The organism is Helicobacter pylori (genome assembly GCA_008032955.1).
Lineage (GTDB): Bacteria > Campylobacterota > Campylobacteria > Campylobacterales > Helicobacteraceae > Helicobacter > Helicobacter pylori_DC.
Window position 1 is genome coordinate 1213124 of the sequence record CP032046.1, and the last position, 14963, is coordinate 1228086.

Genomic DNA, 14963 nt, shown 5'->3' on the forward strand with positions numbered 1-14963 from the left:
GTTTTCCCTTTATTTAAAAATTGATATTTTATCACAAATGCTTTTAAATCAAGGCATTCTTAAGGGGTTCTAGTCTCATTAAGCATCAATCACAAACTGAAATCAAAATCCTTGCGATAAATCTCTCTATAAGCTTTTTGAACGCTTGTAAAAACCCCACTCCCTAAAAACCCCCTAGATAATGGGCTAGGGTGAGGGGCTGTGATGATGATGTGTTTGTTTTTAGGGATTAGCGCGATCTTTTTTTGGGCGACTTTCCCTAGTAACACCACGATTAAAGGGGAGATCGTTTCAAAAAGGCGTATCAGTATTCGATCGCTAAAAGCTTCCCAGCCAATATACTTGTGCGAAGCGGCTTGGTTTTTTTCCACGCTTAAAATGGCGTTCAATAAGAGCATGCCCCTTTTAGCCCATGCGTTCAAATCCCCACAACAAGGCACAGGCACGCCCAAATTCGCATGCAATTCTTTAAAAATATTCCTTAAACTTGGGGGAATGGGGGCGTTTTTTTCCACGCTAAAGCTCAACCCCATCGCCACCGGCAATTCTTGTTCATTTTCTAGGTAGGTGGAATGGTAGGGGTCTTGCCCTAAAAGAATGATTTTAACCGCGCTAGGGGGCGTTAAATTGAGCGCGCAAAACAGATTAGAGCTTTTAGGGAAAATGGTTTTAGGGCTTTTTAGGGCTTCTAAGTAGCGTTTTTCTATCTCTAAAAAATAAGGCTTTTTAAAATCGCTTTGCAAAAACTCCCGCCAAGCCAAACTCAAAGGAGCGTAGTCAAAAAGCTTCATGCGTTTAGTTCGTGGTAGTGTTTTAAATACTCTTTTTGCATGCGTTCTTGTAATTCTTCATACCAGGTGGGCGAGCTAAAATCAGGCGTATAGCTTTCTAGCATGACCAAACGGGTGCGCGCTTTATAGGCTTCTAAGGGCTTGGAATTAAAGATTTTAATGGAATTGATTAACACCATGGGCTGGATTTTGAGCTGGAATTTTTCGGCGATGATTTTAGCCCCTTGCTTAAAGGGGAGGAATTTTTCTCCTCCTTTGCCTCTAGTGCCTTCAGGGAAAATCACTAAAGGGCGGTTTTGATCTAGTTTTTCTTTACATGCTTTTAAAAGGCTCACAATCCCCTTTTTATCCTCTCTGTCAATTAAGATCATTCCGGTATCGGTTAAGGCATGCCCATAAAAAGGGATTTCGCCCAGCTCTTTTTTAGCGATCCAACAAATATTACTGGGGTGGTAGGCTTCTAAATAAATAATGTCTAATAGGCTTTGGTGGTTTAAGACAATGAGTTTAGCGCCCGTGTCAAAGGAACCTATTTGTTCTAAATTAACCCCGGTGAGAGAAAAAAAACACGAACAAGCCCTACGGCTGGAGCGGGCGTTATTGTTTTTGCGGTTGAAATAATTGAAAACAATGATAACGGCTAAGCCTATAGCGATCACTAAAGCCCTATAAATCGCTCTTAAACTATTTGACTTCATCTTTTTTGACCCATCCTATTTGTTCATGCGGCGTTAGGATTTTATAATAATCATCATGCGAGCCTAAAATTTTAATGGGCATTTCATCTCTAGAAAGCCCTAAAATGGTGGAATTTTGCGTGGGCAGGATGCGGATTTTTTTATGAGCGAGCAATAGGGCTGATTTTTGCGTGAATAAAAGATTATACAAAACAAACCCTAAGCACAAAACCCCAAGCCCTAAAAAAATGAGTTTGCGCCCAAAAATGAAAAACAACACCAAGAAAAACACGCACAAAGCGAGCAGCGCCACGTTAGAAAAGACTAAAAAATTGTTTTTAGGGATGAGATCGCTTTGAATACCGGTAGTGTCTTGAGTGGGAATGGCTGAAAAAGATAAGGTTTTAAACTGCCTATTAGAAAGCGAAAAGTAATCAAAAGAAAGGTTTTGAAGGGTTTTAGGCAACACGCAATAATAAAAAACGCTCCCTTCTTTAGCCTTGATTTGGTTTAAAGAGGCGTTATCAAACCCCTGTTTGATCGCTTCTTTGATGTGAAAATCTTCCCAATTAGCCTCTTTGAACGCTAATTCCATCACCAAAATATTGTTTTTATCGTCATAGTCTTTAGTTTTGTATTGCACAACTTGTAAATCTTTGGCCATGACATTCGCATAACGAGGGTTTTTGGACAAATCCGTTACCTGCAAAGCAACTTTGGGGGCTATGGAATAATCTATATATTTGTCTTTATTGGAAAACGCGCTCACTTCTAAGGACGGAATAATCGCTTTTATGCCTTTAATCTTGTAATAATAAGTCGCTCTGAAAAGCTCTTTTTCCACCTTTTTCCATTTAGGCATCTTGCTTAAAAGCTCAATTTGGGTTTTATCCAACCCGTCTTTGATTTTGGCTTCCAAAAACTCAGCGTCAAACAACAATAAATCATAAGTTACGCCTATGGTTTGACCGATATAAACTGGGGTGTTTTCTAAATCTTCTAATTGGGGGATTTTCACATAAGCCACTTTAGCCTTGATTTCTTCTGGCTCATGAGCGTTCTCAGCAACCAAAAAAGCCGCCAAAAAGCTTAAAATCAAGCCAATGACTTTAATGATTTTGATTGAGTGGGCGCAAAAACTCATTAACGATTTTTCAAATAAAAACCCCATGAGTTTTTATTTCTTCTTAGGCACTTTTTCATCCATTTTCTCATCTACGATAGACCAGGTTTTCAAGCTGTCAATAGCGGTTTTTAGCTGAATATCATCATTGATCATTTTAGGAGTAACCTCTTTTTCCTCTTCGCTTTTCTTGTCTTTATCCGCCTCTTTGGAATTAGGGTTTTTATCGTCAAGTTTTTTAAGCTCTTGCTCTAAATGGTGTTTTAAATCCGCTTCTTTCAAACTGAATTTATTTTCATTTTCTGGCGCTTTACCCGGATAAATCACAATATCAGGCGTGATCCCCTTAGCTTGAATGGTGCGCCCGCTCGGTAAATAATAGCGCGCAGTTGTGATTTTAATCGCTTCGTCTTTATTGACAGGGAGTAACACTTGCACGCTTCCCTTACCAAAGGTTTTTTCACCGATAATGATGGCTCGCTTGTGATCCTGCAGTGCCCCTGCGACGATCTCGCTCGCGCTCGCTGAACCGCCATTGACTAACACCGCAATAGGCAAATTGGTATAAGGGGCTCTGCCGTTAGCCTTGTATTCTAAATTTTCTTCTTTGTTTTTGCCTTTTTGAGAGACTAAAACCCCCTCTTTAATGAAGAGGTTAGACAAGCCCACCGCCTGGTTTAACAACCCTCCAGGATTGCCCCTTAAATCCAACACGATCCCCTTAGCCTTAGGGTTAGCTTTTAAGCCTTCTAAAACCGATTTGGTAACATTCTTGTCAAAACCACTCACTCTCACATACAGATAAGGGGTTTCTTTAATCTTTTTCACATAGACAGAGGGGAGTTTAATGATGTCTCTAATGATGTTAAACACTAAAGGTTTTGGCTCGTTTTTTCTTACAACGGTGATCTGGATAGGGGTCTTTGGCTTGCCGCGCATGAGGTTGATCGCATCATCAATGCTCATGCTCAGCGTGCTTTCGTTATTGATTTTTAAAATGTTATCGCCTGATTTAACCCCAGCCTTGTAAGCGGGAGTGCCTTCTAAGGGGGCAATAACGGTTAAAACGCCATCGCGCATGCCCACCGTGATCCCAAGCCCCCCAAATTCGCCTTCGGTTTGGGCTTGAAATTCCTTAAACTTCTTTTCATTCAAATACGCTGAATGCGCGTCCAGATTAGAGAGCAAGCCCTCAATCGCTTTAGTCATGATCTCAGAAATACTGATTTTATCCACATACTTTTTTTCAATTTCTGAAACCACATTAGAGAAACGACTGAACGCTTCCACCCTTTTAGCCGCTAATTCTTGCGGATCTTCTTTAACCGGCTTGACCGGCTTTTTTTCCTTAACTTCACCGCCATGCAAACTCACCGCAAGAGAAATCGCTAACAACCCTTTAAAAAGTCGTTTTGTCATTGTTAATAGCACCACCCATTTTTGAGATTAGAAAGAATCACCTTTAAGGTTTTATTCAATTTTTTGCGTTTATTCTATCTAAAATTTAGATAACATGCCCATTCATTCACTCATTTTGAGCCTAAACGATACAACAAAAACGCGTAACTCCCCGATCCATTCACATGCAAATCACAAAGCATGCCCGTTACAAAAACATTAGAAATGGGGCTTACTTTAGAGCCTCTATCGCAAATGAGAGCGAGATTAGGCAATACAGAATAAGGGGAAGGCTGAACCTCCGCCTCTGCGATAGATATTGTTGTCGCTCGTTTCTTTGCTGATGAATGCGGCATCAAAGTCAAAATCTCCGATGGCTTTGGCTTGGCGCGATAAGATAAGGGCGATATTGGTATTAAATGGGGGGGGGTGGATTTTGCAAGATTTCTTGCATTAACGCTTGGCTGTCATTCCCTTTTAAATGGGGTAAATCGCTCGTCAAAAATCCAAGCGTCTTTTGGATTTCAATCGTGCACGCGATGACTTTAATGATGTTGCTTACATGATCAAAGTCGCAAGGCTCGTTTTTGTGGCTTTTTAAATATTTTTCTAAAACGACATACCCCCCTATCATGTAATGATAAATTCCCTCACTCACCCCCCTAAAATAAGCGCTATGGTTGATATAAAGCCGTTGTTCTGGTTCGTTATAAGAGGGTTTTTTGATGATGCGATCATGCGCTTCTTTATAATAGGATTCGCCTATGGTGGCGTCTTTTAATTTTTCAAAGCTGTAATTCAAGCTTTCTTTATTTAAGACATGCAAACCGATCAATTCAATCCCTAAAAGGCTTAAAGCCCTAAACAAATCCTTATTGTTTGTGAAAAGGATTTTAGGGTAATCGATTTTAAGAAAATCTTCATAACGCTTGCGGTAGTTTGGGGAATACAATAGCGCATAAATATAGCCTAAAACCTCTAGTGGCTCAAAAGGGTGGCTATAATGCTTGTCTATAAAGCTTCTAAACTCTGGCGTAAAATTTTCGGTGTAGTTGGGGTGTTTGAATTGATAGAGGGGGTAATTATATCCTACCCCCATGCTTCCTGCCGAAGCTATTAGATTTATATCAACTAATTCTTTATGTGCCATCACATAACGCCATTCGCCATGCATTTTGCTTTGTCGTGAAATATTGAGCGCGACATTTTTGTGCGTTTGATTGGGTGTTTTAGGGTTTGTTGGGGGGGGGGGGGGTAACAGGTGCTTAAATGTATTTTCCCTTGCTCTTTCTAGTTTTTTGGTGTCGTAATAAACTTTGCGTATATCAAAAGGACGATAGTGAATGTCCTTGATGTATTGTTCATTAAATTCATTACAATATTTTAAGATTTGCTCTTTTAAACTTTCAGTGTTATTAGCAATAAAAATTCTATCTTTTCCTGTAACAATCCCCACACTTGAGATTTGAAACATATCCTGAACGCTAAAGCCTTGTTCGTATTCATCTAACAAGGGCGTTTCTTGGGGTATGAGTGAGTAAAAAGGCTCTCTTGGGGCAAGCTCAAGCCATTCAATGCTATTCAAATCATTTTGGGCTAAAAAGGCGTATTTTTCAGCCCTTTGACCATACACATCATAATAACAGATTTTTTGCTTGGTGGCTTGCACCTTTTTGATAAAGAGGTTAATGGACACGCCTTGCATGATATTGAAAACGTTTTCATCTTTTGCACCTTGTGGGGTTTCCTCCTTTTTCCTCGCATTTCCATGCAAATTTAGGATATAAAGCTCATCGTAGCATTCTAAAAGAGAGTGCCTTAACCCCCTAAAAGTAGGGTTATCTAAAAAAGCGTTGTTAGAGATAAAGCCAAAGAGGCCATGCCCTAATGATTCGATCTTGTTTTGAGCGAAACGCATGAATTTCACGTAATCGTCTAAGAGCCATTTAGGGTTTTTCTCCTTTTGCAGTTTGTATTTAGAGTGGAGGCTTTTAAGGGCCTTTAGGGCGTCTTTACTGCTGCCTTCTTTTTGTCTTTGAACGTTCTTTAAAAGCGTTTGGATTTTACCGGTGAGTTTAACGTTTTTTTCAATTTCTATGGTTTGAAATTCAGGCTCTATGCCGTAAGTGGCTTTCACTTCCCATTCAAACAAGCCCTTATTCTCGCTCGCCCCGCTATAAGGGGGGTTGCCGGTGATGATAAGAATCTTTTCATCTTTTTTAATTTCTTGAGCGCTTTTAAGCTCTTTTTCAAAAATCGGTTGCAACCCACGATAAGCAACGATTTCACTAGGCTGTATGAGGGTGTTGGTTAAAATAATCTTAAGCGCATCGTTTTCTTTGAGAGGCTTTTTAAATTCCTCCTTAAAGGCTTGGCTGAGATTCAAATGAGCGATCGCATAAGGAGCGATCAAGTATTCAAACCCATAGAATTGCTTTAAAAGGTTTTGGTATTTGTCCTCTTTAGTGGAAATACCCCCATCGCTTGTCTTTCTCGTTTCTAGCGCTTTCCTAAACACTTCCAATAAAAAAGTGCCGGTGCCGGTGGCAAAATCTAAGAGCTTGATGTTTTCGTTATCTAAAGTGCTTTTTAAGCCTAAGGGAGCGTCTTTGAAATGCGTTTTGAGCAAACTATCCAAAGCGTTAATGATGAATTTCACCACAGAATCTGGGGTGTAATACACGCCCTTTTTCTCTCGCAATTTAGGGTCATAAGCGCTTAAAAAGGTTTCATAAAAGTGCAAATAAGGGTCTTTATCGTCATTCAAATCTTTAATGATAGAGCCCATATCAACATGATTGATCAAGCTTAGAATTTCATTTAAAAGCCATTGGATTTCTTTGATTGCATCAAGCCTCTTTAAAAAATCCGCCATTTCTCTGATCACAGCGAAGTTTTTAGGGATAGAGCTTCTCACATTATCCAAATCAATTTTTTCAAAAGGGTGGTTGAGCTTGGCTATAAAAAGGCTGTAGGTGAGCGTTTGAGCGAACGCATCGCTAAAGTCTTTAAAACTCAATTCTTCATAAAGATATTCTTTAAAATTCTTAAAAATGCTAGAAACTTGATCGTCTTTTTGGTATGCGATTAGAGCGTCTTTTAAATACTTGGTGGGCGTGCTTAAATGCGTTGCGAAATCTTTAGCGTTAGTGATAGGGGCTGCTTCGTGATTGAAAAAGCTTTTGAACAATTCAATCAAATCGCACTCGGTTTGCGGTTTGGGTTTTAGGGGTTTAGAGAGTTCATCAAGGCTAGCGACAGAGATTTCTCTTTTAATTAAAGGGGCGTTCTTTTCATCTTTCCCTACCCACATGAAATTAAGGTAATCGGTGAGCATGAGATTAGGGTTTAATTCTAAATATTTAAGGATTTGTTTGCTTTTTTCGCTTTCTACAATCTTTCTAAGATCGGTCCCCACTCTTTTATTTTCTATATAGCCGATGTTAAACCCTTGATAAGAGATGCGAAAATCAGGCTGGCTTCCTTGATCTCTTTTAGGTTCATGTTCAATCTTAAACTCTTTATTGAAATGGTTTTTTAACTTATCAAGCAAGTTGTGTAAAAAAAGGCGGTGCGTGAGTTCATTCTTTTCAGGCGTAAGATCTTTAATGCCTTCTAAATATTCTTTTAGCATGCCAATAACCCCTTTTTAAAGTTTTTAAGCCATTTTCATGTGCATGTCAATAAAAGTGGCTTGATGGATTAAAGCCCCTACGCTAATGGCGTCCACGCCGCTTTTAGCGTAAGCGTTAATGCTCTCTAGCGAGATGTTCCCGCTCGCTTCTAGTAAAACAAAAGGATAATGCGTATCCCTATAAGCGGCAATTTCTTTAGTCTCTAAAACGCTCAAATTATCGCACATCACAATATCCGCTCCCGCATTCATGGCGTTTTTGGCCTCTTCAAAACTCTCGCATTCAATTTCAATTTTAGTCGTGAAAGGCAAGTTTTTTCTGGCATGCGTTAAAAAGCTTTTTAAATCTTTCACATGCTTTAAATGCGTGTCTTTAAGCATTAAAGCGTCATCTAGCCCTAAGCGGTGGTTGCTCGCTCCCCCATTAAGCACGGAATATTTTTCAAAGATCCTTAAAAGGGGTCTGGTTTTTCGTGTGTCCAACAAACGCACCTTGTGAGAATTTAAAGCTTCTACAAAACGGCTCGTTAAAGTGGCGATCCCGCTGCTGTGTTGCAACAGGTTTAAAAGGGTGCGCTCAACCTTTAAAAGCATGCTAAAATCCCCCCTAATTTCCATTAAGGTGTCTTTAGGCTTGAAGCGTTCTTTATCCTTAATCGTTTTGACGCATTCAATGCCGGTCATTTCTAACAACTCTAAAGCGTATTTTTCGCCTGAAAACACGCCCTCTTGTTTAGCCCTAACAAACGCTGTGGCTTTAAAATCTTTTTCTAACACCCTTTCAAACAAATCCCCATGCCCTAAATCTTCTTTTAAAGCGCGTTCTAAAAAGGTTTTAATCTCCATTAAGATAACTCCATCATTTTGGTTAAAGCGAGTTTGGCTAAGCGCGCCACCTCATCTTTTAATTCAATCGTATTGTAAGCCCTATGGTTTTTATAAGCCTTTAAGACTTCAAACAAATCCTTTAAAGTCGTTTCATTCATGGTAGGACAAAAGGCAAGCGTGCTAGAAAGAATGAAAGTGTTTTGATGATTTCGCTTGGCTTTCAAGCGGTTGACTAAATGGCTTTCAGTGCCTATGGCGACTTTTTGATTAGGGCTTAACTTTTCTACAAATTCTATGATTTGACTCGTTGATCCGCTAAAATCAGCGTTAGAAACTACGCTAGGCTCGCACTCTGGATGGACAGCGATTAAAATATCCGGGTATTTTTGGCGGTAAAATTCAATGTCTTCTAACTTGAAAAGCTGATGCACCGAGCAAAAGCCGTTATAACAAACCACATCAGCGTTTTTAATTTCTTCTTGGCTATTTACGCCCAAAATCGCGCTTTTTAAGCCGTTTTCTAGGGCTAGATTTTCCCCCAAGCATTTATCCGGTAAAAAAAAGATTTTTTTATTTTGTTTTAAAGCGTGATTAAAGATTTTAGAAGCGTTCCTGCTCGTGCAAACCACGCCGTTATCTTTAGCGACTTTGGCTTTCACTTCAGCGTTAGAATTGATATAAGTGATAGGGTAAAATTCTTTAACGCCGTATTCTTTCAATAAATGAACGCTTCTATCGTAGTAATGGCTATCAATCATCCTCGCCATAGAACAACATGAGAGTTTGGGCATGATCACTTGTTTGTCAAAGGCTAAGGCTTTCACGCTCTCACCCATAAAATGCACCCCGCAAAACACGATGAGGTTTTTATCGCTCTGGCTTGCGATTTTAGCCAACTCCAAGCTATCGCCTGTATAATGGGCTAACTCTACAATCTCATCTTTTTGATAAAAGTGAGCCACTAAAAGCGCGTCTAAATCGTGCAACAATTCTAAAATAGAAGTTTTTAAATCGTTATCAGTTGGCATGAAATTCCCCTATACTTTCCCCAAACTTCACGCTTTTTTCTTTCAAATCCTTAAAAGCGGTGTTTTGAATGAATAAAACAATCGTAGAGCCCATTTCAAAATTCCCTAAATTATCCCCTTTTTTAACCTTAATCGGCGGGTTGTAAGAGTAGGTTTGCGTGAAACGGGCTTTAGCGTTAGTTTGGATATTCTTATCAAAATTAAAACGCATTTTACCCACATTTAGCGCTCCCACCGCTACAAAATACAATCGATTGCCTTGAATGTCTTTTGCAACAAGCACTACCCTTTCATTGCCCACAAACAGATTGTTGTTTTTGTAAAGCGATGGTTTATTGACCGGTAGTAATTTCCCCGCAAAATAACGAGCCTCTAAAATTTCTAAATCGCAAGGAGAATGGTAGTGGTGGTAATCTTTGGGCGAAAGGTAAAAATTCACATAAAAAAAAGAAGGGTTTAAAGGGTTGATTTCGCCCACTAATTCATGCGCTTTATAGGGCATGCCTTTAATCTGCAAAGCGCTATCGTTGTCTAAAAAAGCGCATTCAGTGATTAAAGCATCGCAAGGTGCAATGCAAATATTAGGGGCTTTGTCAAAGGGGCGTTCTTTTTTTAAGGAGCGCGTGAAAAGGGCGTTCAAACTCTTGTAATTTTCCAAAGGCTCAAACTCGCTCAAATCAATTTTGAAGATCTTAACGTAAAGGGCGTTGATGCCTTTTTGGATAAAAGAAGGGAATTCATAACCAGCCACAGAGCCAAAAACCCTTGAAAGAGCGTTGCTTAAAGCTACCATTTTAACCCTGCCATGTTCAATATAAATTCCACCTCGCCCTTACTCACTTTAAATTCTTTAGAAATAGAATCCACGCTATAGCCTTCTTGATACATTTTCAAAACCTGTTTTTCGTTGATCTCATCGCTAGCAGCATAATGCCCCATGTCTTTGAATTTGTTTTCTAAAGTAATGATTTTTTCTTCTAAATAATCGCGCTCTTTGTCCATGGATTTTTGGATTTCTTGCAACTGGCTATAAAGGTGTGAAAGAGTCGTTCTCAATGAACTGTCCTCTTTAGCGCTTTTTTCTAAAGAAAGGCCTTCCAAACGCCCCTCTAATTCTTTCAAACGCTTAGAATAAATATAATTTTCTTGATAGGATTCGTCTAAGGTTTTTTCTAAACGCCTCATTTTATGGTAGAACTCTTTTTCTTTAAGATACAAATACCCCACCAAGCACACCAACACCAATAAAATCGCCCCCAAAACGACCATAAACAAATCATTAGAAGATAACATGATTGCTCCCGTTCATAATTTCAAGCCTTTTCTTTCGCTATCAACAATGAAAGAATCATAACGCTTGATGTCTAAGGCGTGCATGCGAGTGATTTCTAAAAAATCTTTATCCCTTGCCACGCCAAAAAAGGCTAGGATTTTCCCCTCTAACACACAACGCCCGTAATAAGTTTGAGGCGCTATCAAGCTTTGTTTTTTTAAGCAAATAAGCCCATGCCCTAAAGCGATGATGCGGTTATTTTGCTCCAATTCAAGTAAATTTTCTTTTAAAAGCAAGCTCTCTAATTTTTCTAGCTTGAAATACAGCGCTTTGAGCAATTCCAAAGTATCATTTTCAACATTCAAGCGTGAAAAATCAAAGCCAGAATTTAACCAATCAAATTCTTCTAACACCGCTAAAGAGCGTTTAGTTTTAGAGATAAACCTTTCATAAGAAAACGACAAATCGCACTGGACTAAGCGCGTTTCAAACCCTAAAGCTTGGGATCTTAAAACCAACTCATGCATGCTTGAACCCCACATCAAGGACAATAAAAATAAAAAACACCACCCCCAAATAGCCATTACTCACAAAAAAGGCTTTAGGAATGTTTTTATAATCTCTGGCCACTAAGATCTGCTCATAGAGTAAAATCAAGGCTGAAACCCCTAGGCCTAAATACGCAAAAATCCCCCCATGATAGCATTTCACAAAAAAAAACCAACATATCAGCGCTACAAGGTGTGAGAGCCTTGAAAGATTCAAGCACCATTTTTCCCCTAATTGGCTAGGAATGGAAAACAAGCCCCTTTCTTTATCAAACTCCATATCCTGTAAAGAATAAAGCAAATCAAACCCAGCCACCCATAACATCACCCCTAAAGCCAAAAAGACATTCCATAAAGGGATCGCTCCTAAAACCGCCACGCTTCCCGCAATGGGGGCCAAACCCAAAGCCAAACCCACAACAAAATGCGCCAAAGAAGAAAAGCGCTTGAAATACGAATACCCCCCTAAAATGATTAAAAAAGGTAACGAAAGCTTGAAAGCTAAAGGGTTAATGAAATAGCTCACTCCCACGAACAAAAGAGCGTTTGAAACGCTAAAAACCACCATGCCTTTAACGCTGATTCTGCCATCCACGCTCGGGCGGTTTTTCGTCCTTGGGTTATCCTTATCAATATCCCTATCCACCAAGCGGTTAAACCCCATAGCGAAGTTTCTCGCCCCTAGTAAGGCCAAAAAACAAAGGATTAGGGTTTCTAACTCAAAAAAGAGCGTTTGATTTTTTTGATAGGAGCTTATGACCATAGCCATGAGTAAAAACATGCTAGAAAATATCGTATGCTCTAATGCGACCAATTCGCTTAAAGCTTTGATTTTGTGCGTGATTTTTTTAAGCAATTATTTGATCCCTAATAAAATGACTTTTCTAACCTACAATTAAGCTAGGCATTATAATATATTGATAGCAACAATACAAGAAAAAGCCCGCGCTCAAAACATTCATGCTTAAATAAACTTTAAAAAATCGCGCGCTTAGAATCGTTAAAAATAAATGCGCCCCTAAAAGCCATAAAGGCGAAGGGATTGAAATCGTAGGGATTGTTAAAGGCATGCTTAGAATATGATCCAACAAAGACCCTAAACCCACCGCATGCAAGAACAAACTCAAAGGGAAAAACACGATAAAAATCAAGCCTAAAGGAATGCTAAAGAGCTGGTAGGGCGAAAACATAGGGAAAAAGGCATGCGCAACAATGAGCATGTTCAAAAACACCAGCACGCTTAAGCTTATGGCTTGAAACGATCGCGCCAAAAAAGAAGAGGTTTTAAAAAAAATTTGAGTGTGTTTTAAAAATAAAAAGATGTACCACACCCCACAAACAGAAAGCAAAAACCCCACGCTAAAAAGCAATTTAGGGAGTAACGCTATGGCGATACAGCACGCTAAAATCAAAAGTTTAAAACTCAAAATCCTTACCCCAAAAAAGCATGCCAAAAACCCTAATAAGCCCATTAAAAACGCCCTGAAAAAAGAGGGTAAAAAATCTAATAGCAACAAATACCCTAGCAAAAAAACCCACACCAAAACCCCTATATCATAAAAAGCGTTCCTGTAAGGGAAATAGCGTTTTTGTAAGGGGGTATAAAAAAGCGAAAAAAGAAAATACACGCTCGCGCTCAAAATCCCTAAATGGAACCCGCTAATGGCTAGTAAGTGGTTGATCCCTAGCGCGTTAGCCCTATCTCTTAAATCTTTATTCAAGCTATCCCCTATAAATAAAGCTCGATACAAATTACCCACCAAAGCGTTGGAATGAGCGCTATCAATGGAATGGCGCCAATGCGATTTGAAATTGTGTTTTCGCGTTAAAGAAAAAGAATAAGTTTGAAAAAAGCATGATTTTAGAGACTCTAAGAACGAACAAAATTTGAACTTGCCAAAAAATTGTGCGTGGCGGTATTGGAGGTTTTTTAAAGGCTCTTTAATGGTGGTGTAAAAGATCATGCCCTTTGATTGGAGCTTTAAGACAAAATAGGTTTTTTGATCTTTAGTTTTAGGGTATTGCAACAAGATTTGAGCGTTCAAGCTTGTAGGTTTTGAAAAATCAAGCTTTTGGTAATTCAAGTATTCTAAATAAAGATTGATCGCCAACAAAAGGCTTAAAACAACCCCACACCATAAGTATTCTTTAGGGGTTGCAAGAAGTTCAAACGCCCCCTGAAAAGTTTTGTCTTTCAAGTTGTAACTATATCATAATCCACTTTAGTTTCTTGCCCCTCTTCTAAATGGGAATCTATGGGCATGTCTTCATAGCGCGTGAAAGGAGCGTTAAAGCGCGTATAAACCGTTCCTGTAGCCCCATTCCTGTTTTTAGCCACAATGATTTCAGCCTCTTCAATACTGCCATTTTGCTTGTGGATACGCCTTTTTTCATTAACTTTTAGGTGCAACTCTTGCGCTTCTTCAACCTTGCCTTCTTTTTTGAGTTTGTCTATTTTGTTATCTTCAGCCCTCATTTGATAGATATAGCCTCTATACAAAAATAAAACAATATCAGCGTCCTGTTCAATCCCTCCGCTGTCTTTAATATCCGAAAGAATGGGCCGTTTATCGTCCCTATTTTCCAGGCTGCGGTTGAGCTGCACTAACGCTATGATAGGGATTTCTAACTCTCTGGCTAAGGTTTTAAGCTCCCTTGAAATTTCAGCGATTTGCTCATGGCGTTCTTTAGTGGCTTTGCTCCCTGACATGAGCTGCAAATAGTCAATAAAAGCGATACCCAATTCCTTGTGTTGGGATTTAAGCTTTCGCAGTTGCAAGCGGATTTGCTCTATCCTCACATAGCTTTTATCGTAGAAAAAGAGTTTTTTTTGCGAAAGGTGATCGTAGCATTTGGCTAAATTTTCCCATTGATCATCATCAAGCCTTGCGCTCTCTAAATCATGCATGTTAATAGAAGTGAGATCCGATAACGCCCTTAAAGCGAGTTGCTCTGCGGACATTTCCAAACTAAAAACCGCTACCCCCCTATCGTCATTGAGAGCGCTTAAGACCATGTTCATCATCAAACTGGTTTTACCCATAGACGGTCTTGCCCCTATAATGACCAAACTCCCCTTATTAAAACCGCTCGTATAATTATCCAATTGGACAAAGCCAGTCGGTATGCCAGTAACTTCCAAACTCCCCTTTCTTTGGTTTTCTGTGATAAGATTCATTGCGCTTTCAAGCACTTCTTTAATGCTCCTAAAGCCCTCAATCGTGCTGCCATTCAATAACGCATAGACTTCTCGCTCCACAGCACCTAAAATATCGCTGGATTTTTGCGCGCTTTCTAGGGCTTGCTCTCTAATGGTGTTAGCCAAGCCAAAAAGTTTTCGTTTAATGGAAGCGTTTTTAATCTCTTCCACATAGGCTTCAATATTATCTATGGGGCTTGCCGCAAAAATAGCGACTAGATCTTCTTCTTTGATTTGCTTGTCTTTAGGCATTTTTTGGCGGATAAAGTTCTCATCAATGGGGCAATCTTCTTCATGCAGTTTTAAAGCGATTTCAAAAAACAAGCCGTTAGGCGGGTAGTAAAAATCGCTAGGCTCTAAAACGCTATGGACCTCTTCAATCTTATGATTGGCCAACACAATGCCTGAAAGCACGATCCTTTCAATGTTTTGCAATTGTTGCAAATGCTTTAAATGATCCATTT

12 protein-coding genes and 2 pseudogenes are annotated in these 14963 nt (G+C 39.4%); all 14 read right to left on the reverse strand.

Translation table 11 applies throughout. From position 1 onward, the window contains the following. Positions 1 to 89: 89 nt before the first annotated feature. Complete coding sequence (locus tag D2C72_05980) at positions 90 to 791, reverse strand: uracil-DNA glycosylase (GenBank protein QEF43823.1); 702 nt, start codon at positions 789 to 791, stop codon at positions 90 to 92. Continuing rightward, entirely contained in the window at positions 788 to 1489 is a 702-nt protein-coding gene (locus D2C72_05985) for a 1-acyl-sn-glycerol-3-phosphate acyltransferase (GenBank protein QEF43824.1), read from the reverse strand. Before D2C72_05985 ends, D2C72_05980 begins: the two co-directional genes overlap by 4 nt. Then, the gene (locus D2C72_05990) at positions 1476 to 2639 is read right to left on the reverse strand and encodes an SH3 domain-containing protein (protein ID QEF43825.1); all 1164 of its coding nucleotides are present in this window, start codon (positions 2637 to 2639) and stop codon (positions 1476 to 1478) included. Before D2C72_05990 ends, D2C72_05985 begins: the two co-directional genes overlap by 14 nt. Before the next feature lie 6 nt (positions 2640 to 2645). After that, entirely contained in the window at positions 2646 to 4025 is a 1380-nt protein-coding gene (locus tag D2C72_05995) for a S41 family peptidase (protein ID QEF43826.1), read from the reverse strand. 95 nt (positions 4026 to 4120) lie between these two features. After that, a pseudogene (locus D2C72_06000) lies at positions 4121 to 4941 on the reverse strand (DNA methyltransferase). Between the two features lie 197 nt (positions 4942 to 5138). Next, positions 5139 to 7623, reverse strand: a pseudogene (locus D2C72_06005) (DNA methyltransferase). Between the two features lie 24 nt (positions 7624 to 7647). Then, the gene (locus D2C72_06010; protein QEF43827.1) at positions 7648 to 8469 is read right to left on the reverse strand and encodes a carboxylating nicotinate-nucleotide diphosphorylase; all 822 of its coding nucleotides are present in this window, start codon (positions 8467 to 8469) and stop codon (positions 7648 to 7650) included. After that, positions 8469 to 9479, reverse strand: a complete 1011-nt coding sequence (gene nadA, locus D2C72_06015) for a quinolinate synthase NadA (GenBank protein ID QEF43828.1) — start codon at positions 9477 to 9479, stop codon at positions 8469 to 8471. The genes D2C72_06010 and nadA overlap by 1 nt, the downstream gene beginning before the upstream one ends. Continuing rightward, entirely contained in the window at positions 9469 to 10272 is an 804-nt protein-coding gene (locus D2C72_06020) for a phosphatidylserine decarboxylase (GenBank protein ID QEF43829.1), read from the reverse strand. Before D2C72_06020 ends, nadA begins: the two co-directional genes overlap by 11 nt. Further along, positions 10266 to 10772, reverse strand: coding sequence for a helix-turn-helix domain-containing protein (locus D2C72_06025; protein QEF43830.1), 507 nt, complete (start codon positions 10770 to 10772; stop codon positions 10266 to 10268). The genes D2C72_06020 and D2C72_06025 overlap by 7 nt, the downstream gene beginning before the upstream one ends. 12 nt (positions 10773 to 10784) lie before the next feature. After that, positions 10785 to 11336 (reverse strand): hypothetical protein, encoded by a 552-nt coding sequence (locus D2C72_06030; protein ID QEF43831.1) that lies wholly within the window; start codon positions 11334 to 11336, stop codon positions 10785 to 10787. Next, a complete protein-coding gene (locus tag D2C72_06035; GenBank protein ID QEF43832.1) occupies positions 11272 to 12156 on the reverse strand; it encodes a 4-hydroxybenzoate polyprenyltransferase in 885 nt (294 codons plus the stop codon). Before D2C72_06035 ends, D2C72_06030 begins: the two co-directional genes overlap by 65 nt. 28 nt (positions 12157 to 12184) lie before the next feature. Next, positions 12185 to 13414 (reverse strand): ComEC family DNA internalization-related competence protein, encoded by a 1230-nt coding sequence (locus D2C72_06040; GenBank protein ID QEF44196.1) that lies wholly within the window; start codon positions 13412 to 13414, stop codon positions 12185 to 12187. 80 nt (positions 13415 to 13494) lie between these two features. Continuing rightward, entirely contained in the window at positions 13495 to 14961 is a 1467-nt protein-coding gene (locus tag D2C72_06045) for a replicative DNA helicase (protein QEF43833.1), read from the reverse strand. Between the last annotated feature and the right edge of the window lie 2 nt (positions 14962 to 14963).

Excerpts from the sequence above, each read along its gene's own strand:
- D2C72_05980 (QEF43823.1), bottom strand. The coding sequence starts at position 791 with ATGAAGCTTTTTGACTACGCTCCTTTGAGTTTGGCTTGGCGGGAGTTT.
- D2C72_05985 (QEF43824.1), bottom strand. The coding sequence starts at position 1,489 with ATGAAGTCAAATAGTTTAAGAGCGATTTATAGGGCTTTAGTGATCGCT.
- D2C72_05990 (QEF43825.1), bottom strand. The coding sequence starts at position 2,639 with ATGGGGTTTTTATTTGAAAAATCGTTAATGAGTTTTTGCGCCCACTCA.
- D2C72_06010 (QEF43827.1), bottom strand. The coding sequence starts at position 8,469 with ATGGAGATTAAAACCTTTTTAGAACGCGCTTTAAAAGAAGATTTAGGG.
- nadA (QEF43828.1), bottom strand. The coding sequence starts at position 9,479 with ATGCCAACTGATAACGATTTAAAAACTTCTATTTTAGAATTGTTGCAC.
- D2C72_06020 (QEF43829.1), bottom strand. The coding sequence starts at position 10,272 with ATGGTAGCTTTAAGCAACGCTCTTTCAAGGGTTTTTGGCTCTGTGGCT.
- D2C72_06025 (QEF43830.1), bottom strand. The coding sequence starts at position 10,772 with ATGTTATCTTCTAATGATTTGTTTATGGTCGTTTTGGGGGCGATTTTA.
- D2C72_06030 (QEF43831.1), bottom strand. The coding sequence starts at position 11,336 with ATGGCTATTTGGGGGTGGTGTTTTTTATTTTTATTGTCCTTGATGTGG.
- D2C72_06045 (QEF43833.1), bottom strand. The coding sequence starts at position 14,961 with ATGGATCATTTAAAGCATTTGCAACAATTGCAAAACATTGAAAGGATC.